The organism is Bacillus sp. S3 (assembly GCF_005154805.1).
Classification (GTDB): Bacteria; Bacillota; Bacilli; order Bacillales; family Cytobacillaceae; genus Neobacillus.
The window spans coordinates 422,341-446,514 of the sequence record NZ_CP039727.1; the positions used below are offsets into that span (position 1 = coordinate 422,341).

Genomic DNA, 24,174 nt, shown 5'->3' on the forward strand with positions numbered 1-24,174 from the left:
GTGTATACCTTGAAGAAAAAAGGTGCTGCAAAAATTGTTTCTTTACTTTTTTTATTCATCATGGCTTTTATTTGGATTGTCCCTTTATTTTATACAATGATCTCTTCCTTTAAAAGTGAAGCAGATATACAATCAAATGCATTTACCATTTTACCGATTCATTGGGTTATTGGGAACTATCAGGATGTCCTCTTTGGAAATACAAGTGCACCGGTTGCAAAATGGTTTATGAACTCACTCATTATTTCTATATCACAAACAGTACTCGTGTTAGTAATTGTTTCATTAGCTGGATATGGGTATTCAAGAATGAAATTTAAAGGTAGAGATGCCATCTTTCTTTTTTTAATGGCAACGATGATGTTCCCAGCGGTTGTAAATCTTATTCCACTCTATAAAATTATGGATACCTTTGGATGGATCGATAGTTATTTAGCAGCCATTGTTCCAGGTGCAGCTGGAGTATTTAATATCTTTCTCGTAAGACAGTTTATGCTAGGGATTCCGATAGATTTTGATGAATCAGCGAGAGTGGATGGTGCTTCAGATTTTCAAATATTCTTAAAGTTAATATTACCGTTACTCAGACCTGTTTTAACGGTTGTAGCTCTATTTACATTTACAGCTTCATGGAATGACTTTTTATGGCCATCAATCGTTTTTAATGATGTTGAAAAAATGCCTATTACACCAGGATTACAATTACTACAGGGGATGTATGCGCTAGATGTTGCCCATGCATTAACTGGCGCGCTCGTAGCGATAGTGCCAACATTTATCCTTTATTTATTCACACAAAAATACTTTATGGATTCGCTCTCCTTATCATCTGGGGTTAAAGGGTGATAAAAATAGTAAGGAGGATTAATGATGAATAGAAAGCTAGAGAGAAGATTAATTATGGTCGGTTCTACATGGCAAATAGTCTCAGGTCTCGTTACCATTTTTGTTTATGCATCATATATAAAAAATGAAGGATTGAATTCTTCGTATAACACTCTAGCAAAACTTGAGGCTGTACAATCTATTTTTGGCAGTTTGTATATGTTTTCAGTTTCCTTTGGTATGCTGTTTGTTATTCTTGGAATCGTTAACTTTGTTTTAGCGAAAACATTGAAGGATGATAAAGCAGAGGTGAAGAAACCTATCTGGTTTATTTTATTAGGATTTTCATCCTATCTAATGATGGATCTATTAGGAGCTTTAATGTTTTTATCTGCAGGAATCGTAGCTTTAGCAAAAAATAAATCAATCTCAAAGTTAGTAAACTATCAATTACAAAATCAATAATTCCTCTAATCTTTATCGCGATAGTATTCGAAGAAAAATCAATAGTCTATAACTAAAGGAAGGTAAATACATCCCTCGTTTCCTTTGGTTATAGTTTGATTTTTTTTAGTCTGCTTTTTTGAAATAGTAGGTTTCATTTATTCTTGGAGAAAAGGAAAGTGAGGAGATTTTTTTGAAGAAGCTTATCTCGATGGTAATTGCGTCTAGCCTTTTATTGTCCGTTCCATTATCAGCATTAGCCTTCAGTAATCCCATTAAATTATCAGATTCTTGGAAATGGGATACAGGGGTGTTTTATGGAGAAGGAGATCCCTATATTTTAAAACACAATGGTATTTATTATCTTTATGTTAGTACGGTGGATGATAAGAGTGGAGTAAAAGCTTGGAAGTCAGAAGATTTGGTTAATTGGGAGTACGGTGGATTAGTGACGGAGGAACCTACAACAAAGGCTGCCTATGCTCCTGAGGTTGTTTATTGGAATGGTGATTTTTATATGTACACATCGCCTGGGGGAAATGGGCATTATGTGTACAAAAGCTCAAATCCTCTAGGTCCCTTTGTGAAGCAAACGGATAACCTAGGCATGGGAATTGATGGACATGTGTTTATTGATGATGATGGAAAATGGTATTTCTATAGTACGGGAGATCGAAGAATTGATGCACGTCCAATGACAGATCCCTATACCTTTGGGCAGGTATCAAACACTGGTGCAGAAATGAATGGCTGGACAGAAGGACCAACTGTTTTGAAAAGAAATAGTAAATATTATATGACCTATACGGGAAATCACGTTTGGAATAAAGCATATCGGGTTGATTATGCAAGCAGCGATAGTCCGATTACTGGTTTTTCTCATAACCTTGACCAAAATCCAATTTTGATAAATTCGGAAGGATCGAATGTAGGACTTGGGCACAATTCTGTCGTTAGAGGTCCAGATCTTGACTCTGAGTATATGGTGTATCATAGTCATGCGAATCCAGGACGATATATGAATCTAGATCGAATCGCTTGGAATGGCGAAAAGATGCTTGTTCTTGGTCCTACGACTTCAGATCAGCCAAACCCGGACTTACCTGACTTTAGTGAGCGTTTCACACAATCATCATTTACTGAAAATTGGGAAAACACAAACGAAGGAAGCTGGAGTATTGTTGCAGATGTGCCTGGCTGGCTTCAACAAACGACAATAGAAAATACCCATTCATTTAAACAATTGACGAAGGCTTCCACTGCCTCAGACTATACTGCTGAATTCAATATGAAAGCGATAGAACAGGGAACGAAAGGTGATCCACAATTAGGTGCCGTTTTCTCTTATAAGGATGAAAACAACTACGGCTTAGCGGTATTAAATCCTAAGAAAAATCAATTAGAATCTTATTTTATCGTAAACGGGGTCAAACAAAGCAGTGAAGCGACAGACCTACCTAAGGGCTATGACTATTCAAAGCTTCATCAATTACGAGTAGAAAAGTCTTCCACCACTTATAAGATTTTCGTAGATGGAATGCAAAAGCAAACGCGCAAAATGGCTGGGCTAAACGGAGGGAAAATTGGATATATAACTTCTAACCTTCATGCGGCATTTGGCTATACTGCATTCAGCAATAAAGTGAACGGAAGCAATATATTTAATGCGTATAAACCTTTACCGGGAAAGATCGACGCTGTTCACTATAATACAGGCGGTGAAGGAGTAGGCTTTCATGATTCAACTGCAAAGAATACTAGTGATCTATATAGAAGAGATTCTGTTGATATCAAAGTGAATTCTGAAGGTGGATATAACGTAAGCTTGAATAAACCCGGTGAATGGTTCAACTACAATGTCAATGTTGCTGAAGACGCTACTTACAATGTAGACCTAAGAGTATCAGCCTCGAGCGATGATGCCCAAGTAAAATTAGTGTTAGATGACTCGACCGATTTGACAGGTGTATTAAATATTCCAAAAACAGATGAGTGGAAAACATTTTCGATTGAGGGCATTGATTTACCAAAAGGAAAGCATTCGATAAAAATAGTCGTTAACGATGGAACGTTTGATTTAGCCAATATGAATTTTCAAAAATATAAAGAAGTAAAACAAGTGATTTCAGATTTTAATGATGGAAAGAGTGATGGCTGGGAGGAAATAGAAGGATATTGGACGGTTAAAACAAATAAACCCAGCCCTTTTGATGCACACAAACCTATACCAGGTTCAATTAGTGCCGCCTACTATATAACTGGCGGTGAAGGGGTAGCTTATCATGAAACAACAGCTAAAAATATTGGCGGCGTATTAAGAGGAGATGCTGTCGATATCCGTAACAATCCAAAAGGCGGGACGGCAGTTGGATGGAATCAAACAGGAGAATGGTTTAAATACAATGTCTCCATTAAAGAAACAGGTCGCTATAATGTTCAATTAAATGCGGCAACAACCTTTCAATCGGCAAAGGTTCGTTTATGGTTAGATGATAAAACAGATTTAACTGGTGTGTTAGATGTCCCTAACACAGGTGATTGGAATAATTGGCAGCCTGTTATTAAAGAAGGGATTACAATGCCGGAGGGTGAGCATACGATTAAGGTTGAGATTGTAGAAGGAGAATTTGATTTTACTAGTCTTGATTTTACATCGTTTGATATTCATAAACCAGTGCCTGGTATCATTGAAGCTGCTGAATACAATCTTGGTGGTGAAGGCGTAGGATACCATGATAACACTGCGGGGAATAGTGGAGGAAAATATCGAGCCGATTCTGTCGATATCCGAGTGAATCCAGAAGGTGGTTTCGCAGTTACCTCCAATCAAGCAGGTGAATGGCTGGCATATGACATAAACATTGAAGAAGAAGGCACATATGGTTTAGATTTACTTACAGCTGCAACCAAAGATGGAGGAAAAGCTAAGCTCCTTTTAGATGATACAATTGATTTAACAGGAGAAATGACCATACCAAATACAGGGGATTGGAATAATTGGAAAAGTGTTTCATTAAAGGACATTTCATTACCAGCTGGAAAACACACATTAAAGCTAGTAACTCTTCAAGGAGAATTTGATGTTTCTAGATTAACACTTCACAGGTTTGACAATCATAAGAAGCTTCCAGGAAAAATAATGGCGGCTGACTATATTACAGGTGGAGAAGGTATTGGTTATCACGATAATTCTCCTGTAAATATTGGTGGTAAATATCGAAGAGATGCTGTCGATATTCGCGTTAATCCTGAGGGTGGTTATAATGTTGGCTGGAATCAAGCAGGAGAATGGTTAAAATATAACGTCGATATTGAAAAAGAGGACAAATATCAAGTAGCCATCAGAATGGCAACTGATTTAGAAGGAAATCAAATTAGACTTTGGCTTGATGATACTGTTGATTTAACAGGTATCATAGATGTGCCAAAAACAGGCGGCTGGGATAACTGGGAAAGTGTCATTAAAGAAAATGTCTCTTTGCCCGCTGGAAAACATACGATTAAGGCGGAAATGGTAAAGGGTGAATTTGACTTTAGAAGTCTTGATTTTACTTTAGATAAAGGAGAAGAACCACCGGCAGCTGAAGGGGAATATAGTGCAGCACCAGGTACCTTTGCGAAATCTGTAATCGGAGATCACTTGTGGAAGGATTATACGGTTGAAGCAGATATTAATATTGGAGCTGGGACAGGTGACGGCGGAATAATTTTTAGAGTAAATAATCCAGCTAATGGGATTGAACTTGGTCAAAATAATCCTGATTTTATGCAAGGGTATTTAGCCTATATCAATAAAGATGGTGTTCATTTAGGAAAATTTAATTATAATTGGTCGTACCTAAAAGGTGCAAAAATCAGTGCTCCTCTAAATACATGGCAGCATATGAAAGTTGTTGCAAAAGGAACCAATATTAAAATATTTGTTGGTGATATGGATACTCCTAAAATAGATTATACAGATAATAGCAGCACAGCATTTACACAAGGAAAAGTAGGACTTAGATCAAACTATAATTTTACGAGATTTGATAACTTTCATGTGAAACCAATAGAAACAAGTCACAAAACAATTTTGAAATTGCTTGATAAATACAATGCTTCAGGAGAAATAAATCACAGTTTATATAAACAATTAAGCAATAAATTAGAACAGTCAAAGCATCATATGGAAAAAGGCCATATCGAACAATCCATAAAACATCTAAATGATTTTCAAGAATTACTTGATAAAGCAAAAGGAGATTATGTATCTATACGTGCAAACGAAGAACTATTGTCAGATGTAGCTAGATTAGTAAGGGAATTAAAGAAATTATAAAATTTCAGCAAAAAAGGTAGATCTTAGATGTCTACCTTTTTTTAAAATGAGCAGCGACTTGTACTTAACGATAAAAATCAAGTCAAAGATAGCCGTGATAAGCCAATATGGAGGTGCTAATAATGGAAACAGAAACACACAACATCGTTACACGTCAAATAGATGAAATGTTTATGAATCCCCTGTTTGAAAGTGGTCCAGATCCTTATATTTATAAACACACTGACGGTTACTATTATTTAACCATTACGTTATCCACTCATATAGCCATTTGGAGGAGCCCGACCATAACAGGATTTTCAACAACTGCGAAAAAAATAATATGGTCACCTCCAGCAGAAGGTCCATATAGCCACAATATTTGGGCGCCAGAAATACACTATATTAACGGTAAATGGTTCATTTATTTTACTGCCAATGATGGAGGTGGGGATGACACTCGGCGTATCTATGTACTTGAAAATTCTTCACCCAATCCATTGCTGGGCAATTGGCATTTCAGGGGTGCGGTGAATACCGATTATCCTGGTTTAGATGGAACCGTTCTTCAGCATAAGAATGAATTATATTTCCTTTACTCAGGATATGGATATTTTCCTGATTATGGTTCAGCACTTTACATGGCAAAAATGGAAAACCCGTGGACACTAATAGGTGAAAACATATTATTATCGGCTCCGGTGGATGAATGGGAGAAACAAGGTGGAATGGCAATAAATGAAGGTCCAATCTTTCTAAAACGGAACGGTAAAATTTTTCTCGTTTTTTCTGCAAGTGCAACATGGTCTGATGACTATTGCTTAGGGATGCTTACAGCATGTGAAACGTCTAATCTTCTTGATCCTGATTCTTGGGCAAAGCATCCAGGACCAGTTTTCTCGAAAAGTGTAAAAAACCGAGTATTTTCCCCTGGGCATAATAGCTTTACACAATCCCCGGATGGAACTGAGGATTGGATCGTCTATCACGCATTTTCGTTTTCAGAAGCGGAAGGTGACCATCGTCTGGGAAGGCTTCGGAACCCAAGGATTCAAAAAATCAATTGGAAACCAGATGGTACCCCTAATTTTGGTACTCCACAACCAGCCTATACACCGATGGTCAAACCTTCTGGAGAAGTGTAGACTTTATGTTTAAAAGCAGGAGGGAGTTCCTCTCCTAATTGTCCACCCCCCATGGAAAATGTCCACGAAGGGTGTCAGGCACCGATTTCAAATATTAATTTATGCAATCAAAAACCCCTATTCAACTTTAGTAGGGGTTTTTTGGTCTATTTTTTTGGCACATCTATAACAAATGGTACTGTGAAGACTTTGCCATTGTGTTTAAATTGTCCCCAAATTTTATAAATGCCCGGTTCAGGAAAAATGGTCATAAAGATAACCTGTGGCCCATTGCCTTCTGTTGTCATCGGGTGGATGTGCAAGTATTTTTCAGCATCTGCACTCATAGCAACCGTGTGGCCCATGGCCCCTAAATACGGCTGTAAATTTTTAATCGGCTGACCGCTCTTTGCATCATTAATTGTATAGGTCATATGCAACGTTTTACCTGCTTTCAGTTCACTAAACGAGAGTGATACCTTTTTGCCGTCTACCACCTTGGTAAGCTCTTGTTCAGCAACCAAGGGTTCCTCCTTTGCTGTCTCTCCCTCAACATGCTGCCAATGATTTTCAATACTGCTGTCTCCGCCTCCTTTAGGCGTAAATTCAGCAATGATCTTATAGTCCCCGCCAGCAGGGAAGCCGGTGGTAATATTAAATTCCCCGTCTCCCTTATATATGGGATGTATGTGGGAAAAGTAAGATAAATCCTTACTAACAATAAATAAGTGCATTTTTTTCTCATGGACGGTTTCGAATTTTTTGATGGGTTTATTGGAAGTGTCTGTAATTAAAATGGAAATGGGAATCCTTTCATTTGCCTTTGGCTGGACCGCAATCGTCCATTTGGATTTTGTTGGGATGACATTCGTTGAGGCGGCGCTCATTTTATGATCCATTGTTGATTTTGGGACTTTAATTGAATTACAGGCAGACAGGGATACAGTAGTGATTAGGAGTATGGCAAGAATGAAATTTTTCAACGGACATTCCCCTTTCTTAGCTTCATTCATTCATTTAATGTACATTACCTAAATAAGTAAATGCAAGAATTTTATGTAAGTTTCTTAGTCAACTAGATTAAAAACCATGATAATATAGAGAAGACTCGAAACATTTTTAGTCTAAATGACGTCTTGTTTTAAAGATGAATGCTTCCAAGGCCATTTGAATAAAAGTAAAACATGGGGGAATTGAGCCTTTGATACCATTATATTTGTTGCATGTAACAGCAGTGGAGCACAGTGAAAGCATGCTTTGGACGTTTATAACCTGCAATATCTTTGTCGTCACTTCCGGAATCCTTTTTATCTATAAATTATTTACGCAAAAAAAAGTGCGTGTGGCCGGAATCGCCTTTGGGATTGCATTAGTAATAAATTATATTCTGATTGCCATTTTTGGAGACCCATTTGACCTTCTGGGATAAGGTGAGGAGAGGGGAAGATCCGTTTGAAATATTATCGTTTATGGGTTCTGGCTTTTTTATTAAAATTCATCGGTTCCGCATGGGATGCTTCGTATCATTTTAAATATTTATTTGAAGAATATTCGATTCCTCATATTGTTAATACTCTTGGATTTGTGCTTGGTGGATATTTGTTATTTAAAGAGTGGCGGCGCGCACAATACATGGACCAGTTTTCAAGAAATCTGATCACCATTGGATACGTTTTATTCCTCATCGGAATTCCATTGGATTTTACGTACCATATTGCTTACGGGATTGATTTAACCACATGGAGTCCAACTCATTTTATTTATTATATTGCAACCGGCATCATGATCTTTGGAGTCTGGCGGGGATATTACTTGTTTACCGGAGATGTGAAGCCGGATTGGAAGTCGATGCACACGTGGTTCGCGATGTTCCTCCTCGAATGCTTAATGTTTCCTAATATGCAGCAGGAAAATGGGGCGATTTCTTATGATCAATACATCCATGGAAAATCTATTGCCTCACAGGAAATTCTTGAGTTGATTTCCGATCCGGCATCGCAAATCTTTGGCGGCATTCCGGAATGGGTGTATCCCATCTATTCCGTACTGATGGTGGCATTGCTTACGGTGTTGATCATTCGAATTTGCCGGGACTTTACTATACCAGTAATGGCAGCGGTTCTTTATATTTTCCTTAGATTTGTTGGTAAAGCCATTTTTGCAGCGGTTGGATATCCAACATCCTATGTACCGATTACATTACTTTTGATCCCGCTATGCTTTTTCTTGTTTAAGAAGATGAATTGGTTGGCAGGTCTCACAGGCAGCCTTGCTTACTTCCTTGTTTTGTTCGCGATCCATAAGTTTGATATCCTGATTACTCCGCCATTAGAACTATGGGAGCTCGTCCCAGCTGTTATTTTAGGTGCTCTCGTTCCTGCAATTAATGCATTATATAAACCACACCCAGCATTAAAAAAGAATAAACAACTTGCATAACGTAAAAAGGGTGTCAGGCACCACATGGTGCCTGACACCCTTTTTGACAATAATGTGAAATGATTCACATTTATGAGTAGAATGTGACGAACTTCACAAATTTAAAGCGATAAGGTGATTACAATATAGTTATAGAGCAAAACATAAAAAACGTGATTAACTAGATAGGGAGTGACCCACTGATGAAAAAATTAGTGATGATCGGGAACGGGATGGCTGGGGTCAGGACGATTGAAGAAATTATTAAACTGGCACCGGAACAATTTGAAATAACGATTTTTGGACAGGAACCATACCCAAACTACAATCGGATTAAGTTATCAAATATTCTTCAAGGAGACACAAACTTTGAGGAGATCATTATCAATCCGCTAGATTGGTATAAAGAAAATAATATTCAACTATTTACAGGAGAAGCAGTTGATCAAATTGATTTAGAAGCAAAGTGTGTCATCAGTGATCAGGGTCGTGAAGTTGAGTATGATGAATTGATTATTGCGTCTGGCTCCAATTCATTCATCCTGCCCATCCCAGGTACAGACAAAATCGGTGTCACCGGGTTTCGTGATATTCAAGATTGTGAAATGATGATCAAATCATCAAAGCAATATAAAAAGGCAGTGGTCATCGGCGGCGGTCTGTTAGGGCTTGAAGCAGCAAGAGGCCTGCTGAACCTTGGAATGAAAGTCGATGTGGTACACTTGATGCCGCATCTAATGGAACGCCAGCTTGATCCGATTGCATCGTCATTATTACGAGCAGAACTAGAAGCACAAGGCATGAATTTCTTAATGGAAAAAGAAACCGTCGAAGTTCTCGGAGACAAGCGTGTGAGCGGATTGCGCTTTAAAGATGGCTCCGAGGTCGAAGCCGACCTTGTAGTGATGGCGATTGGGATTAAGCCAAATACAGCTGTCGCAAAGAACAGCGGAATTTTCGTCAATCGCGGCATTGTCGTTAATGACTTTATGGAAACCAGTGTGCCGAATGTGTACGCTGTTGGGGAATGTGCCGAGCACCGAGAGATGGTTTATGGATTGGTTGCGCCACTATACGAACAAGGAAAAGTGCTTGCAAACCAGATCTGCGGCACCGCCGGAAAACCGTACGAAGGATCTGTTACTGGTACGCAGTTAAAGGTAGCCGGTGTCGACCTTTTCTCTGCAGGAGAAATTTTCGAAGATGGTTCGACTAAATCGATCATGATTTACAATGAGTATGACGGCATCTATAAACGGGTGCTAACAAGAAATAATGTGATTGTCGGGATTGTTCTTTATGGCGATACAAAGGATAGCACAAGGCTGTTCCGGATGCTGACGAAAAAAGAAGATATCAGCGGGAATTCCATTTTCCACACAGAATGCTCCGGAAGCGGGGCGAGTGATGATATTGCAGCCATGCCAAATGATGAACTCGTTTGTGGCTGTAATGGGGTAACCAAAGGGGCCATCGTTGAAGCGATTAAAACGCAAGGGCTCACAACCCTTGATCAAGTCAGCCATTGCACAAACGCCGGCCGTTCCTGCGGACGCTGTAAACCAATGGTCAGCAGCATTCTGGCCCATACACTTGGAGACCAATTCGATGCTGCCGCTGTGCAAAAGACGAGCATTTGTGGTTGTACGACGATTAGCCGCGAGGAATTAGTTACTGAAATCAAGGCGAAGGGCTTATCAAGTGTAAAAGAGGTCATGAACGTGCTGGAGTGGAACAATGAGGAAGGCTGCACGAAATGCCGCCCTGCGATCAACTACTACCTAGGCATGATTCATATGGATGAATACAAGGATGACCGTGATTCCCGCCTCGTTAATGAAAAAATGCACGCCAATATTCAAAAGGACGGTACCTACTCCGTTGTCCCAAGAATGTACGGCGGCGTCACTACCGCAGCTGATTTGAAGAAAATTGCTGAAGTGGCCGAAAAATACGATGTGCCGTTGGTAAAATTAACCGGCGGACAGCGGATTGGATTGTTCGGGGTGAAAAAAGAAGACCTGCCGGGCATGTGGGAGGACCTTGATATGCCATCCGGCTATGCTTACGGAAAAACGCTTCGAACCGTTAAGACTTGTGTTGGTGCGCAATTCTGCCGCTATGGCACACAGGATTCCATGGCACTTGGAATCGAGCTTGAAAAGAAATTTGAACGTTTGGATACACCGCATAAAGTGAAAATGGGCGTATCCGCCTGCCCGAGAAACTGTTCAGAAGCAGGTATTAAAGACATCGGCTTTGTCGGCATCGACGGAGGCTGGGAAATATATGTTGCCGGTAACGGCGGTGTGGACCTTCGCCCCGGTGACCTATTGTGCACAGTGAAAACTGAGGAAGAGGTAATGGAAATGACCGGCGCCTACCTCCAATATTACCGTGAGACAGCGAATTATTTGGAACGTACGTCAAAATGGGTCGAGCGCATGGGGCTTGATCATGTGAAGGAAGTTTTGGCAGATGAAGAAACCCGGAAAGCCTTGAACGAGCGGATGGACCAAACCTTAAAGAAGTATATCGAGCCTTGGAATGAAGCGATTGAAAATGAAGAAATTCAAGATAAGTATTATTCAAAGCACACTATTACGGTTGGGAGTGAGTCAAAATGATTGAAACGATCACACGCATTCCGGTTGCACACAATTCTAATTTAAAGACTAGGACAGGTTATTCTATTAAAATTGATGACACCGAAATTGCTTTATTTAAGGTCACAAGTGGGGAAGTTTTTGCATTAGAAAATCGCAGCCCCCATCCGAAGGGCGGTGTCCTTTCAGAGGGACTTGTCAGCGGCAACTATGTCTACTGTCCAGTTTACGATTGGAAAATCTCTTTAGCTGATGGCAAAGTTCAGGCACCAGATGAGGGTCAAGTGAAGACCTTTAAGGTCGAAATGAAAGAGAATATCATTTTTATTGTATTATAGAACAACAGGGAAGGAAGGCTGCGGGATGAAAACAGGAAAAGTATTTTTAGTAGGCGCAGGGCCAGGGGACGTTGGGTTAATCACCGTGAAAGGATTGGAAGCAATTAAGCAGGCCGAAGTCATTTTATATGACCGGCTTGCCAATCCAAAACTATTGGAATTTGCTGCAAGTGATTGCGAGTTAATTTATTGCGGCAAATTGCCTGACCGCCATATTTTGCGCCAGGAGAACATCAATGATCTTTTAGTGGCAAAGGCGTTAGCTGGAAAAATAGTTGTCCGTTTAAAGGGCGGCGATCCAGGTGTTTTCGGCCGTGTTGGTGAAGAAGCGGCAGCCCTCGCGCACTACCAAATTCCTTTTGAGATTGTTCCTGGTATTTCATCGGGGATTGCCGCTCCTCTCTACGCGGGGATCCCTGTAACCCATCGCGATCATGCCGAATCCTTTGCTGTTGTCACCGCCCATGACAAATCCGAGGGTGGAAAACCGCGCCTCGATTGGGAAGGGCTCGCCCGTGGTGTGGATACGATTGCTTTTTACATGGGGGTAGGAAATTTACCGTTTATTTGTGAAAATCTTGTCAATCATGGCAAACCAGCTTCCACTCCAGTTATTTTGATTCAATGGGGTACATTTGGCCGTCAGAAAACATTGCAGGGGACACTTGCCGATATTACGGAAAAGGCTGCGGCAGCCAAGTTCAGCAATCCCGCGATTATCCTTGTTGGAGAAGTCGTCTCACTTCGTGAAAAAATCAACTGGTTTGAGAAAAAGCCGCTTTATAGCCGGCAGATCCTCCTGGCCCGTACCGGCGAAAGTGTAAGCTGCTTGGCGCAGGAATTGATGAAGCATGGTGCGGATGTCATTGAATTTCCAAAATGGAAAAGGACGATATTGCCTGTCGATCTAACAAATGTGCCCTCCTACGAAAAGATTCTTTTTACCTCACCCGAAAGTGTGGCAGAATTTTTTATAGCCGTATTTGAGGAGGGAATAGATATCCGAACCATTCGTGCCGACTTTTATGGAGCTTCTAGTAAATCGGTAAAAGCTTTAAAGCAACGCGGATTTAAGGCGAAGCTTGCTGAGAAGATGCCTGAGTCTGGAACGTTACTCATTGTTGGCGATGACCGTATAAAGCTCGAAAGAAATGCTGACATATTGGTAACGAGTAAAAAAGAGATAGACCGGCAGTTTGTGCCTATTTTTCAAAGAATGCTAGAGGAATCTGACGTGAATACAATGGTCTTCCCAAGCAGTGCCTCTGTTGAACCGTTTGTCGAAGCATTAAAAGAATGTGGCATAGATGCAGCAAAACTATTAAACGGGCTTCAGGTTGTCAGCATGGGAAAGCTAACAATGACAGTGGTGGAAGCTGCCGGGCTCCCATCCCATGGAATGCCGGAAAAAGCGACGAAGGAATCCTTGGTTGAATATTTGGCGGGCCAGACGTATGAGGGGGCGTGAGATATGGAAGCCATTATTTATATCGCACACGGAAGTAGGCTGAGCAAAGCGAATGGGAAATTTATTGATTTTATTAAAAAAGTCATGAAGAAGGCTTCGGCTCCCCAACAGGCCTATGGTTTTCTAGAACACGCTGAGCCGTCGGCTGCACAAGCCATTGAAGCATGTATCGAAAAAGGGGCAAGTGAGATTACAGTAGTCCCTGTATTCTTACTTCCAGGGATTCATGCCAATTTTGATATTCCGGTAGAACTTGAACGTTATCCAAATATAGTTTTTCATTATGGAAAACCACTTGGTGTTGACGCTATTATGGTCGACATTCTTGCAGACAGGCTGGCTGAAGCAGGTTTCGGTGAACAGGCGAATGAGGCGGTGCTGTTGGTGGGCCATGGAAGCCGTGTTCCTGAGGCGGCGATTGAATTTGAAAAACTAGCATTAGATTTAGCTCAGAAACTGGCGTGTCATGTTCACACGGGCTTCGTCACTACTCCTACTTTCTATCATGATACGGTGAGGAATCTAGCGGGCCGGAAAATTTTTATTCTGCCTCACTTCTTGTTTTCCGGAGGCTATACCGTCAAAATGAAGAGAGAACTAGAGTGGGCGGGCGACGATATTAATTTTTGCAAACCGGTTGGTTTTGTTGAAAAGTTGATTCCGCTTATTGAAAAACGGGTAGCAGAGGTGCAGTATGAATTCAACTTATCCAATTATGATACAGCTTGAAGGGAAAATAGTGGTTGTGGTTGGCGGCGGCAATGTGGCTGAACGGAAGGTTAGCGGCTTACTTGGCACCGGAGCCAATATAGTGGTGGTCAGCCCGGAAGCGTCGGAGGAATTACAAAGGCTCTCTTGCGATGGAAACATTGAGTGGGTGCAGCGTCCATTTTGTGTTGGAGATTTGCAAGCCGCTTTTATGATCTTTGCGGCAACGAACGATAAGATGGTGAATCGTTTGATTAAGGAATCAGCCGTACCCGGGCAGCTTGTCATGGTGGCAGATGACCCGGATGACTCAGACTTTCATCTTCCGGCCGTTGTGCAACGCGGACGTTTATCAATTTCGGTTTCAACTGGAGGGGCCAGCCCAATCCTAGCCAGGAGAATCCGCAATATACTGGAGCAAGAGTTTGATCAGTCTTATGAAGACTACCTCGAATTTCTTTTTATTAAGCGGAAGTGGATAATTAGGGAAGTGGCGGATTCCACGTTAAAAAGAAAACTGTTAACGGCCATTGCGAGCGATGAATTCTTTAGCAGCCGCGATCGTGAGGGAGACTTTCAGCGGCTATATCAAGAATTGACTTTCTGAATCAGTAATAGCCGTTAAGGACATTTTCAGCGATATTCCGGTGAGTGTTGTCTTTAATAAGGGTTCTTAAGGACATTTTCAGCGATATTCCGGTGAGTGTTGTCTTTAATAAGGGCTCTTAAAGACAATTTCAGCGAATAGCAGTGAGTGTTGTCTTTAATAAGGGCTCTTGAAGACATTTTCAGCGAATAGCAGGTGGGTTTTGTCTTTAATAAAGGTCTTTAAAGAAAATTTCAGCGAATAGACAGCGTGTATTGTCCTTAATAAAGGCTCTAAACCAACGTTATTTTTTAAGTTATTCAATAAGGATCATCGTAATAAACAAAACATCCCCATGAATGAACTCCTTCTCCTTCACAAACCCGATTTTTTCATAAAGATGGATGGCTCGGTTATTAAAAGCCGCCACAGTAAGGCGAATAGGCGTGTCTCCATACTTCGCTTTAATATAATCTAAAATAAATGAAAAAAACAAAAGCCCCCGTCCTTGCCCCGTAAACACTGGATTCATCCCAATGCCAACATCTACATAACCTTTCGCATAGATCTCAAAATCACTACTAATCGGCACCTGAGCAGATTCCCCAATACAGAAAAAGCCAAATATTTTATTTTGATCATCTAAAATAACAGAATACGAGCCATTTAATAACTCCGCTATGGCCCCCGCACTATATTCATTACTGTAAAAATCATAAGGTGCTTCGTATTTCCAAGTCAAAAATTCCTCAGCAAAGATTTCATCCATTTTCTTCACAAATAACCGCATAAAACCCCTCCAAAGCTCAAATAGGTAAAAGTACCCGCGTCGTGAAATGGTGATATATCAAGGTCTATTATATAACAGACGGATAAATTTACCTATTTTTATAAAATTTTCAGAAAAGTAGTTCCATTTTTGAAAAGTGTGTTATATAATACAAAACGAGGACAGTTACTGTATTATAACAAAGAGGTGATCTAGTTCATGTCGACGCAAACGACAGGTATTGAAGTGGTTGGGGCATTGAAGGCCCAGTACGATGAGATTTTAACACCAGAGGCTTTAAATTTTATTGAAGAATTGGAGCGTAATTTTGGTGAGAGAAGAATTGAACTGTTACAGTACAGACAAAAACGCCAAGAGGAAATTGATAACGGTAAACTACCTGATTTCCTTCCTGAAACAAAGTATATTCGCACTGGGGAATGGACGGTGGCCCCGCTGCCAAAAGACCTTCAAGACCGCCGCGTAGAAATTACCGGGCCGACTGACAGGAAAATGGTTATTAATGCCTTAAATTCAGGGGCAAAATTGTTTATGGCTGATTTCGAGGACGCCACTTCACCGACATGGGAAAATGCCGTCGAAGGACAAATCAACTTACGGGATGCAGTAAATCGGACGATTTCGTTTGAAAACCCAAATGGAAAAAAATATGTGTTAAATGAAGAAACAGCAGTCCTAATCCCAAGACCGCGCGGACTGCATCTTGAGGAAAAGCACGTGCGATTAGATGGCAAGCCTATCTCGGGAAGCTTCTTCGACTTCGGGCTTTACTTTTTCCATAATGTAAAAAATCTGCTGGCAAGAGGCACAGGCCCTTACTTCTACCTTCCAAAACTGGAAAGCCATTTAGAAGCCCGGCTTTGGAACGATGTGTTTGTTTATGCACAAGAAAAGCTTGGAATCTCACAAGGAACAATCAAAGCTACGGTATTAATCGAAACCATCATGGCGGCGTTTGAAATGGATGAGATTCTATATGAGTTAAAGGAACACTCAGCCGGCTTAAACTGCGGCCGATGGGATTATATTTTCAGCTTTATTAAAAAACTGCGCACCCAAAAGGATGTCATTTTACCGGATCGCGCTCAAGTCACGATGACTTCACCATTCATGCGCTCATACTCATTACTTACAATTCAAACCTGTCATCGCCGCAAGGCACCGGCAATGGGCGGAATGGCTGCACAAATTCCGGTGAAAAATAATCCGCAGGCAAACGAAGAAGCCTTTGCGAAAGTCCGCGCTGATAAAGAACGGGAAGCACGTGACGGTCATGACGGCACATGGGTCGCACATCCAGGACTAGTGCCTGTGGCAATGGAAGTGTTCGACCGCGAAATGCCAACGCCGAATCAAATTCACACCGCGAAACAACAGAAAATTACCGTTACAGCGCAAGACTTGCTTGAGGTACCGGGCGGAACAATTACTGAAGCGGGTGTCCGCACCAATATCAATGTTGGGATTCAATATGTAGCTTCGTGGTTATCCGGCAGAGGCGCGGCACCCATTTATAACTTAATGGAGGATGCGGCAACGGCTGAAATTTCCCGTGCCCAGCTTTGGCAATGGATCCGCCATCCGAAAGGCGTTTTAGATGACGGAAGGAAAGTAACCGTGGAAATGTATGAGCAATTAAAGGATGAGGAACTAGAAAGAATCAAACGGGAAATTGGGGCACTAGGCTTTGAGAATGGCCGGTTTGATGAGGCAGTTCAACTATATGACGAGTTAATTATCAATAATGAGTTTGTAGATTTTTTAACACTACCTGGATATGAGCAACTTTAAAAAGCGTTTATTTTAAAAAAAATTTTAATAGATTGATAGGAGGATTTTAAAATGACAAATTCAAGAGTAGACCAATTACAAGAAAGCTGGGAAATGGATAGCCGTTGGAAGGGGATTACACGACCATACACGGCAGAAGATGTAATCAAGCTGCGCGGTTCGATTGACATTGAGCATACGTTGGCTCGCAAAGGCTCTGAAAAACTATGGAAACTGTTACATGAGGAAGAGTATATTAATGCCCTAGGTGCCCTAACGGGAAATCAAGCTGTTCAGCAAGTAAAAGCAGGCTTGAAAGCGATCTACCTAAGCGGCTGGCAGGTTGCGGCCGATGCCAACCTTTCCGGTCATATGTATCCCGACCAAAGCTTATATCCAGCAAACAGCGTGCCAAGTGTTGTCAAGCGCATTAACCAAGCCCTTCAGCGTGCAGACCAAATCACGCATTCAGAGGGTGATGACTCTATCGATTGGTTCGCTCCGATTGTTGCCGATGCCGAGGCAGGCTTTGGCGGACAGCTAAACTGCTTTGAATTGATGAAAGGCATGATTGAATCCGGTGCGTCAGGGGTTCACTTTGAAGACCAGCTATCATCTGAGAAAAAGTGCGGCCACTTAGGCGGTAAAGTATTGCTGCCAACACAAACGGCGGTTCGCAACTTGATTGCTGCCCGCTTGGCTGCCGATGTTATGGGTGTTCCAACTGTATTAGTTGCTCGTACGGATGCTAATGCTGCTGATTTAATTACAAGTGATATCGATATGAATGATGCCCCGTTCATTACTGGCGAACGGACACCGGAAGGATTTTTCCGTGTGAAAGCCGGAATTGATCAAGCGATTGCCCGCGGTTTAGCTTACGCACCATATGCCGACCTTATCTGGTGTGAAACTTCTGAGCCGAATATTGAGGAGGCAAGACAATTTGCCGAAGCGATTCATGAGCAGTTCCCTGGCAAACTATTGGCTTACAACTGTTCACCATCTTTCAACTGGAAAAAGAAACTCGATCAAGAAACAATTGCCACATTCCAACAAGAGCTTGGTAAAATGGGCTACAAATTCCAATTCGTTACCCTTGCCGGTTTCCATGCATTGAACCACGGCATGTTCGAACTTGCCCGCGGCTACAAAGAGCGCGGCATGGCGGCATATTCTGAATTGCAGCAAGCGGAGTTCGACAGCGAGCAATATGGTTACACTGCTACACGCCACCAGCGTGAAGTTGGAACAGGCTACTTTGATCAAGTATCAATGGTGATTACAGGTGGAACATCTTCAACAACAGCCCTGAAGGGTTCTACGGAAGAAGAACAATTCACAGGTTCTAAATAATGATCAGTATCCTTCTCTCCGATTTGGAGAGGAGGATTTTTTGGGTTAAGAGGATATCGGAAGGTGTGTAGGCGGGGTTACTGTCGAATAAGCTGTGGTTATTATCGGATAGACTGTTTTTACTGTCGGATAACATAGGTTTACTATCCGACCAGCCGAGTTTACTGTCGTATAGCCATTTCTCCCCCCATCCCGATTCGTAATTTTGGTTTGGAACACTTTTTAGGGTATGATCATAGATAATAGTAGCCTTTAAATGGAGATGATTTTTTTGAAGAAACCTACCGTTGACGAGGTCTTGCAGCAAGGCATATATGGCACTTTAGAAACAAAACCGGATGAACGGCGTAAATACTTAGGGACGATTAGAGAACGAATCATTGTTGCTCTGTATAAGGACCAGGTGGCTGAAGCAGCAGTTTATCCGCAAATTGAGCAGTCGATGAAGGAAAATCCAGGGGCACAACTTTTTCTAAATGGAAACATGAGCTATGAGGAATTATCAAAGTATGTTAAATTGGCTACGAAACGAAAGATTGATCATAAGATCGTCACAAATAAAGAGCACGACACGGAAATTGGCTTACTATTAGCCATGCCCCACGCGATTGACAAAGAGGAAATTTTCATCACAAAAAAAGCGCCAAACCTAGAAATGCCTCAGGAAAAAAAGGGACTATTTTCAAAGATATTTAAATGGTAAATGAGAAGTGTGTGATTCAATTCAGAATTGCACATTTTTTATTTTTTTAAGACAAAACGGCGCGTAATTGTCGTAAGATTAAGATAATACAAATGCATAAATGGGGGAAGAGCTCTTGAATCAAAAATCACTATGGCTGTCATCACTAATCATCTCTCTAGGAATAATTATTGGCTGTTCTCTAATTGCTTTTAAAGCTTTACCCGCTTCAACCGAGCCAATAAATAAAGATGCAGTGGAAGGTAGTGTCATGCTTGATTTAGAAGGTGTGTCGAAATTTCTCGGTTTTTCATCCGAAGAATTGAAAATGATTATCGCTAGTGAAAAAAAGGATTTGGAGATAAATGGAGGGTTTGAAGGTGTGATGCTGCCTTATATTACGGTAGAAGGTAATCTATATTTTGAAAAAACAAAGCTGTTACTTTGGGCGCAGCAGAATGCTGAGCTACGGAAGGAATATTAATTTAAAAAGGTGAGAGTATGACGATAAAAGGAATAAACCATTTACTATTTTCCGTTTCCAATTTGGATCAATCGATAGAATTTTATCAGAATGTGTTTGATGCGAAGCTTTTGGTGAAGGGGAGAAGCACTGCCTATTTTGATTTAAATGGCCTGTGGCTTGCTCTTAATCTAGAAAAAGACATCCCTCGTAATGAAATAAACCAGTCGTATACTCATATTGCATTTTCAATCGAAGAAGCGGACTTTTCAAAAATGGTTGAGAAACTAAAGAGATTGAATGTCAATATTTTGCCTGGACGGACAAGAGATGAAAGGGATAAAAAATCAATTTATTTCACCGACCCGGATGGGCATAAATTTGAGTTTCATACAGGAACATTACAAGATCGAATGGATTTTTATAAGCAGGAAAAAGGGTATATGGATATTTACAATTGAAAAAGGGACTAAGTTTTTAGGTGAGTGTTCATGGGGACATTAAACGTCGAGCAAGAGCTGAAATTGCCCTCATGAGGCGTTCATGAGGACAAAACTCGTCAACCAGGAGCCGAAACTGTCCTCATGAAGCCCTAGCCCAATATATTTGCTATCTCCACCGTCGCGTCCAGTTCAACAATCACATTCCCTTGAACAGCGCGGCTAATCATACAGGATGTTTCCGCCTTTTTAGCAAGCCGCCCCGTTATTTCAACATCTTTTTCAGTAGCTCCAGGCTTCAAGACAATACGAGGGCGGTGGATAATTTTTTTATAGGTTATAACTCCTCTAGTTACATCAACAATTCCCTCAGATTCCATTGTTAAACCTACCTTCTCAAGACCGCTGCGTTCCATCATCGCCGCAAGGGTAATGATATAGCAGGTTGCCGCGGCCCCAAGCAGCATCTCATCGGGATTGGTGCCGACACCGGGTCCGTCCATTTCCGGCGGTATGGAGACTTTAGTTTTTAAATTCTCGGCCTCGATTTCCCCAACATCGTTCCGTAATCCCGGCCAGTTGGCTTTTAAGTGGAAAATATGTTCTGCCATGTTAAATTTCCTCCAATTCTAGTTTTGCTCCCACGTCATTTGGAAAATATGGTATGGTTATTTTGATATGTTTAAAATGGAGCAGTGATAAATGAAAATTATCTTTAAAATGACCATGTTTCTAATTCTTCTTTTATATTTAGCGATTCTTTCAAAATTAATTTTGTTTAAATACATCCCGTTATCTGAAATTATTAATCACTTTAACTTTACCTATGATGAATACCACTGGCGATCAAATAATTTCGTCCCCTTTAAAACCATCTATTTTTATCTGTTTTTAGCAGATATCAATTTAAATATCCGGATTGAGAATGTAGCAGGGAATATCATCGGTTTTATGCCCTTCGGATTTATCTTACCATTACTGGCGAAAAAGTTTCAAAAGCTTGGCGCTATAACCGTTGCCACCTTTAGCTTAAGCCTGACGTTCGAACTATTGCAGCTAGTATTTGAATTTGGCAGCTTTGATGTGGATGATTTGATTTTGAATACCATTGGCGGGATATTGGGGTACCTGCCTATTAAAATTGTTTTCTTGTTGATCCAATCGAAAAATAAAGAAAAGGCCTTTTAGGGGTAAAATAATATAAAAAAACCAACCAATGCGCTCTCTAAAAGGAGCCATTGGTTGGTTTTTCACTAGCATTTACTGGAATACTATCAGCCAACAATTTCATGTTTTTCACTACCTTTGTGCTGTAGGTAAAATCGCCATAACAATAAGGATAGCGAAAATTATCTTTATCGCCGCCGCAATTATAAAGGGTTGGCTTTTCTTTTGCGCGGAGGAGTGAGTATTCCTTCGCCAGTTCCTCGCTATGTTTGCCGCCGTGCTGCGCTACATAATCGATATATCCGCTCCCCATGTTATAAGCTTGAATAATTGTGGAGAAATCCACCTTTTTCTGATTTCCATAGGTTAATACTCTTTGAAAATGTTTTACTCCAGCCTCGATACTTTGCTTTGGGTCTGTGATTGTGTTCCTTGGTAGACCGGCAGATTCTGATGCCTGCATAGGATCCCCGCCTTTTCCGTGGCTTTCCTGCTGCATCAAGGCAACTAGGACGGGGGTGTGTTCCTCAAGCTGATATTTTGCTAATTCATCGTAAATCTGCGGGCTATATTTTTTTACATCAGCAAATGGATCATTTTTTACTATTTGGGGAAGGGAATTTTGTTTTTGAAAATAATGTTGAAACATCGCCAAACCACAAAATATAATAAACAGCACGAAAAAGGTTCTGAACTTCTTCCGTCTTCGTTTTTTCATTAATAAACTCTCCTAAATCAATTCTGCATGGACTATTATAATGGTTTGTTAAAGCAAAGTCAGTGATAAACGTTTAAATAGAGGCTCAATTCAATAAAAGTAATCTAAAAATACAAACTATTGCCCATACTGAAGAAGGAATCATTGCGGTAAAGCGGAAAAGTTTGATATTATCAATAGTAAAATAACATTGGGATTGGGGGTTATGGATAATGTCACGAATTTCAGAGGAACAAGTGAAGCATGTTGCCAATCTAGCGCGATTGGCAATCTCGGAAGAAGAAACAGAAAAGTTCACAAAACAGCTCGATGCCATCATTACGTTTGCTGAGCAATTAAATGAATTGGATACGGAAAATGTGGAGCCTACATACCATGTGCTTGATATGAAAAATGTCTTACGTGAGGATGTTCCACAGCAAGGATTGCCGCGGGAAGAGGTACTGAAAAATGCACCGGAACATCAGGACGGACAAATTAAAGTACCGAACATAATGGGAAAGGAGGATTAATAAGATGAGTTTATTTGATTATAAGGTCTCAGACCTTCATGAACTAATACATAAAAAAGAACTAAAAGTAACAGATTTAGTCGATGAATCATATAAGCGGATTGGTCAAGTCGAGGACAAGGTCCAGGCTTTTTTAAAGTTGGATGAAGAACAAGCTAGAAAATCCGCAAAGGTATTTGATGAAAAGGTAAATACAGGCGCAGAAAAAGGATTATTATTCGGAATGCCAATCGGCGTAAAGGACAATATTGTCACTAAAGGCTTACGAACAACTTGTGCGAGTAAGATCCTCGAAAATTTTGATCCGATTTATGACGCAACAGTTGTGCAAAAGCTGCAGCAGGCAGAAACGGTGACAATCGGAAAGCTAAATATGGACGAGTTTGCAATGGGTTCTTCAAATGAAAACTCAGCATTTAAAAAGACCCGTAATCCATGGGCTCTTGACAGAGTGCCAGGGGGTTCTTCAGGCGGTTCAGCGGCAGCGGTCGCGGCTGGAGAAGTACTATTTTCATTAGGCTCTGATACGGGCGGTTCCATTCGCCAGCCCGCTTCCTTCTGCGGTGTGGTTGGAATGAAGCCAACATATGGCCGCGTTTCCCGTTTTGGATTAGTTGCCTTCGCTTCATCACTTGATCAAATCGGACCGATTACGAGAACCGTTGAAGACAATGCATATTTATTACAGGCTATTTCTGGTCTTGATCCAATGGATTCGACTTCAGCGAATGTGGATGTTCCGAACTTTGCAAGTGCCTTAACAGGTAACGTAAAGGGTCTGAAAATCGCGGTGCCAAAAGAATATCTTGGTGAAGGTGTCAGTGAGGCCGTTCGTCAATCGGTGTTAGATGCGTTAAAGGTACTTGAAGGTCTTGGTGCAGTATGGGAAGAGGTTTCTTTGCCACATTCTAAGTATGCTCTTGCAGCCTATTATCTGCTTTCCTCATCAGAAGCGTCAGCGAACTTAGCCCGTTTCGACGGTGTGCGTTACGGTTACCGGACACCAGATCCAGAAAGTTTGATCGATTTATATAAAAAGTCCCGTGCAGAAGGCTTCGGCGATGAAGTCAAACGCCGCATTATGCTCGGAACGTTTGCGTTAAGCTCAGGTTATTATGATGCTTATTATAAAAAAGCACAGCAGGTTCGGACTTTGATTAAGAAGGATTTTGAGGATGTGTTTGCCAAATACGATGTAATCGTTGGGCCGACAACGCCAACTCCAGCTTTTAAAATTGGTGAAAACATCGAGGATCCGTTAACAATGTACGCGAATGATATTTTAACGATTCCTTTGAATCTTGCAGGTTTGCCGGGGATATCCGTTCCATGTGGCTTTGATGCGGGTCTGCCGTTAGGATTACAAGTAATCGGCAAGTATTTTGACGAAGCAGCCATTTACCGTGTAGCCCATGCGTTTGAGCAGGCAACTAATTTCCATAAACAAAAGCCGGAATTGTAG

General features: G+C 41.0%; 23 protein-coding genes. 19 read left to right on the plus strand and 4 right to left on the minus strand.

Annotated elements, in window-relative coordinates; genetic code table 11:
- The 4 genes from FAY30_RS02025 to FAY30_RS02040 all read left to right on the plus strand — a co-directional run bounded on the left by FAY30_RS02025 (position 1) and on the right by FAY30_RS02040 (position 6,711).
- Positions 1 to 846: a carbohydrate ABC transporter permease gene (locus FAY30_RS02025; protein ID WP_317845685.1), complete on the plus strand. Its 846-nt coding sequence runs from the start codon at positions 1 to 3 to the stop codon at positions 844 to 846.
- A gap of 24 nt (positions 847 to 870) precedes the next feature.
- The gene (locus tag FAY30_RS02030; protein WP_149868324.1) at positions 871 to 1,290 is read left to right on the plus strand and encodes a hypothetical protein; all 420 of its coding nucleotides are present in this window, start codon (positions 871 to 873) and stop codon (positions 1,288 to 1,290) included.
- Positions 1,291 to 1,462: 172 nt separating this feature from the next.
- Positions 1,463 to 5,587 (plus strand): carbohydrate-binding protein, encoded by a 4,125-nt coding sequence (locus FAY30_RS02035; protein ID WP_223820866.1) that lies wholly within the window; start codon positions 1,463 to 1,465, stop codon positions 5,585 to 5,587.
- 122 nt (positions 5,588 to 5,709) lie between these two features.
- Positions 5,710 to 6,711, plus strand: coding sequence for a glycoside hydrolase family 43 protein (locus FAY30_RS02040; RefSeq protein WP_149868325.1), 1,002 nt, complete (start codon positions 5,710 to 5,712; stop codon positions 6,709 to 6,711).
- Between the two features lie 146 nt (positions 6,712 to 6,857).
- On the opposite strand, the gene FAY30_RS02045 is transcribed toward FAY30_RS02040, so the two are convergent.
- Entirely contained in the window at positions 6,858 to 7,673 is an 816-nt protein-coding gene (locus FAY30_RS02045; protein ID WP_149868326.1) for a DUF8832 domain-containing protein, read from the minus strand.
- A 218-nt stretch (positions 7,674 to 7,891) separates the two neighbouring features.
- Here FAY30_RS02045 and FAY30_RS02050 point away from each other — a divergent pair, with 218 nt between their 5' ends.
- The 7 genes from FAY30_RS02050 (at position 7,892) to FAY30_RS02080 (ending at position 14,835) form a co-directional block, all read left to right on the plus strand.
- Positions 7,892 to 8,119: a hypothetical protein gene (locus FAY30_RS02050; RefSeq protein WP_149868327.1), complete on the plus strand. Its 228-nt coding sequence runs from the start codon at positions 7,892 to 7,894 to the stop codon at positions 8,117 to 8,119.
- A gap of 23 nt (positions 8,120 to 8,142) precedes the next feature.
- Positions 8,143 to 9,129 carry a hypothetical protein gene (locus FAY30_RS02055; protein WP_149868328.1) on the plus strand — a complete coding sequence of 329 codons (987 nt, stop codon included), beginning with the start codon at positions 8,143 to 8,145 and terminating at the stop codon, positions 9,127 to 9,129.
- Between the two features lie 182 nt (positions 9,130 to 9,311).
- On the plus strand, positions 9,312 to 11,735 hold the full coding sequence (gene nirB, locus FAY30_RS02060; protein ID WP_223820867.1) for a nitrite reductase large subunit NirB: 2,424 nt from the start codon (positions 9,312 to 9,314) through the stop codon (positions 11,733 to 11,735).
- Positions 11,732 to 12,052, plus strand: coding sequence for a nitrite reductase small subunit NirD (gene nirD, locus FAY30_RS02065; RefSeq protein ID WP_149868330.1), 321 nt, complete (start codon positions 11,732 to 11,734; stop codon positions 12,050 to 12,052). Before nirB ends, nirD begins: the two co-directional genes overlap by 4 nt.
- A gap of 25 nt (positions 12,053 to 12,077) precedes the next feature.
- Positions 12,078 to 13,520 carry a uroporphyrinogen-III C-methyltransferase gene (gene cobA / locus FAY30_RS02070; protein WP_149868331.1) on the plus strand — a complete coding sequence of 481 codons (1,443 nt, stop codon included), beginning with the start codon at positions 12,078 to 12,080 and terminating at the stop codon, positions 13,518 to 13,520.
- Between the two features lie 3 nt (positions 13,521 to 13,523).
- Positions 13,524 to 14,249: a sirohydrochlorin chelatase gene (locus FAY30_RS02075; protein WP_149868332.1), complete on the plus strand. Its 726-nt coding sequence runs from the start codon at positions 13,524 to 13,526 to the stop codon at positions 14,247 to 14,249.
- Positions 14,215 to 14,835 (plus strand): precorrin-2 dehydrogenase/sirohydrochlorin ferrochelatase family protein, encoded by a 621-nt coding sequence (locus FAY30_RS02080; RefSeq protein WP_149868333.1) that lies wholly within the window; start codon positions 14,215 to 14,217, stop codon positions 14,833 to 14,835. Before FAY30_RS02075 ends, FAY30_RS02080 begins: the two co-directional genes overlap by 35 nt.
- Positions 14,836 to 15,130: 295 nt before the next feature.
- Here FAY30_RS02080 and FAY30_RS02085 read toward each other — a convergent pair whose 3' ends face one another.
- A complete protein-coding gene (locus FAY30_RS02085; RefSeq protein WP_149868334.1) occupies positions 15,131 to 15,604 on the minus strand; it encodes a GNAT family N-acetyltransferase in 474 nt (157 codons plus the stop codon).
- A 198-nt stretch (positions 15,605 to 15,802) separates the two neighbouring features.
- Here FAY30_RS02085 and aceB point away from each other — a divergent pair, with 198 nt between their 5' ends.
- The 5 genes from aceB (at position 15,803) to fosM (ending at position 20,336) form a co-directional block, all read left to right on the plus strand.
- The gene (aceB, locus tag FAY30_RS02090) at positions 15,803 to 17,395 is read left to right on the plus strand and encodes a malate synthase A (protein WP_149868335.1); all 1,593 of its coding nucleotides are present in this window, start codon (positions 15,803 to 15,805) and stop codon (positions 17,393 to 17,395) included.
- Between the two features lie 51 nt (positions 17,396 to 17,446).
- Positions 17,447 to 18,730: an isocitrate lyase gene (aceA, locus tag FAY30_RS02095; RefSeq protein ID WP_149868336.1), complete on the plus strand. Its 1,284-nt coding sequence runs from the start codon at positions 17,447 to 17,449 to the stop codon at positions 18,728 to 18,730.
- 262 nt (positions 18,731 to 18,992) lie between these two features.
- Positions 18,993 to 19,433, plus strand: coding sequence for a YueI family protein (locus FAY30_RS02100; RefSeq protein ID WP_317845705.1), 441 nt, complete (start codon positions 18,993 to 18,995; stop codon positions 19,431 to 19,433).
- 115 nt (positions 19,434 to 19,548) lie between these two features.
- A complete protein-coding gene (locus FAY30_RS02105) occupies positions 19,549 to 19,896 on the plus strand; it encodes a hypothetical protein (protein ID WP_149868338.1) in 348 nt (115 codons plus the stop codon).
- A gap of 17 nt (positions 19,897 to 19,913) precedes the next feature.
- A complete protein-coding gene (gene fosM / locus FAY30_RS02110) occupies positions 19,914 to 20,336 on the plus strand; it encodes a FosM family fosfomycin resistance protein (RefSeq protein WP_149868339.1) in 423 nt (140 codons plus the stop codon).
- Between the two features lie 131 nt (positions 20,337 to 20,467).
- Here the strand turns inward: fosM and FAY30_RS02115 are convergent, their stop codons facing one another.
- The gene (locus tag FAY30_RS02115; RefSeq protein ID WP_149868340.1) at positions 20,468 to 20,926 is read right to left on the minus strand and encodes an OsmC family protein; all 459 of its coding nucleotides are present in this window, start codon (positions 20,924 to 20,926) and stop codon (positions 20,468 to 20,470) included.
- A 91-nt stretch (positions 20,927 to 21,017) separates the two neighbouring features.
- Between FAY30_RS02115 and FAY30_RS02120 the strand changes: the two genes are divergently transcribed.
- Positions 21,018 to 21,503 (plus strand): VanZ family protein, encoded by a 486-nt coding sequence (locus FAY30_RS02120; RefSeq protein WP_149868341.1) that lies wholly within the window; start codon positions 21,018 to 21,020, stop codon positions 21,501 to 21,503.
- A gap of 37 nt (positions 21,504 to 21,540) precedes the next feature.
- On the opposite strand, the gene FAY30_RS02125 is transcribed toward FAY30_RS02120, so the two are convergent.
- Entirely contained in the window at positions 21,541 to 22,200 is a 660-nt protein-coding gene (locus FAY30_RS02125; RefSeq protein ID WP_149868342.1) for a lysozyme family protein, read from the minus strand.
- Between the two features lie 212 nt (positions 22,201 to 22,412).
- On the opposite strand from FAY30_RS02125, the gene gatC reads away from it, so the two are divergent.
- Both gatC and gatA read left to right on the plus strand, forming a co-directional pair.
- The gene (gatC, locus tag FAY30_RS02130; protein ID WP_149868343.1) at positions 22,413 to 22,712 is read left to right on the plus strand and encodes an Asp-tRNA(Asn)/Glu-tRNA(Gln) amidotransferase subunit GatC; all 300 of its coding nucleotides are present in this window, start codon (positions 22,413 to 22,415) and stop codon (positions 22,710 to 22,712) included.
- A 4-nt stretch (positions 22,713 to 22,716) separates the two neighbouring features.
- The gene (gene gatA, locus FAY30_RS02135; RefSeq protein ID WP_149868344.1) at positions 22,717 to 24,174 is read left to right on the plus strand and encodes an Asp-tRNA(Asn)/Glu-tRNA(Gln) amidotransferase subunit GatA; all 1,458 of its coding nucleotides are present in this window, start codon (positions 22,717 to 22,719) and stop codon (positions 24,172 to 24,174) included.

What these genes read in the sequence shown, in the direction of transcription:
- FAY30_RS02030 (WP_149868324.1), top strand. Translation starts at nt 871, where the DNA reads ATGAATAGAAAGCTAGAGAGAAGATTAATTATGGTCGGTTCTACATGG.
- FAY30_RS02040 (WP_149868325.1), top strand. Translation starts at nt 5,710, where the DNA reads ATGGAAACAGAAACACACAACATCGTTACACGTCAAATAGATGAAATG.
- nirB (WP_223820867.1), top strand. Translation starts at nt 9,312, where the DNA reads ATGAAAAAATTAGTGATGATCGGGAACGGGATGGCTGGGGTCAGGACG.
- nirD (WP_149868330.1), top strand. Translation starts at nt 11,732, where the DNA reads ATGATTGAAACGATCACACGCATTCCGGTTGCACACAATTCTAATTTA.
- cobA (WP_149868331.1), top strand. Translation starts at nt 12,078, where the DNA reads ATGAAAACAGGAAAAGTATTTTTAGTAGGCGCAGGGCCAGGGGACGTT.
- FAY30_RS02075 (WP_149868332.1), top strand. Translation starts at nt 13,524, where the DNA reads ATGGAAGCCATTATTTATATCGCACACGGAAGTAGGCTGAGCAAAGCG.
- FAY30_RS02080 (WP_149868333.1), top strand. Translation starts at nt 14,215, where the DNA reads ATGAATTCAACTTATCCAATTATGATACAGCTTGAAGGGAAAATAGTG.
- FAY30_RS02085 (WP_149868334.1), bottom strand. Translation starts at nt 15,604, where the DNA reads ATGCGGTTATTTGTGAAGAAAATGGATGAAATCTTTGCTGAGGAATTT.
- aceB (WP_149868335.1), top strand. Translation starts at nt 15,803, where the DNA reads ATGTCGACGCAAACGACAGGTATTGAAGTGGTTGGGGCATTGAAGGCC.
- aceA (WP_149868336.1), top strand. Translation starts at nt 17,447, where the DNA reads ATGACAAATTCAAGAGTAGACCAATTACAAGAAAGCTGGGAAATGGAT.
- FAY30_RS02100 (WP_317845705.1), top strand. Translation starts at nt 18,993, where the DNA reads ATGATTTTTTTGAAGAAACCTACCGTTGACGAGGTCTTGCAGCAAGGC.
- fosM (WP_149868339.1), top strand. Translation starts at nt 19,914, where the DNA reads ATGACGATAAAAGGAATAAACCATTTACTATTTTCCGTTTCCAATTTG.
- FAY30_RS02115 (WP_149868340.1), bottom strand. Translation starts at nt 20,926, where the DNA reads ATGGCAGAACATATTTTCCACTTAAAAGCCAACTGGCCGGGATTACGG.
- FAY30_RS02120 (WP_149868341.1), top strand. Translation starts at nt 21,018, where the DNA reads ATGAAAATTATCTTTAAAATGACCATGTTTCTAATTCTTCTTTTATAT.
- FAY30_RS02125 (WP_149868342.1), bottom strand. Translation starts at nt 22,200, where the DNA reads ATGAAAAAACGAAGACGGAAGAAGTTCAGAACCTTTTTCGTGCTGTTT.
- gatC (WP_149868343.1), top strand. Translation starts at nt 22,413, where the DNA reads ATGTCACGAATTTCAGAGGAACAAGTGAAGCATGTTGCCAATCTAGCG.
- gatA (WP_149868344.1), top strand. Translation starts at nt 22,717, where the DNA reads ATGAGTTTATTTGATTATAAGGTCTCAGACCTTCATGAACTAATACAT.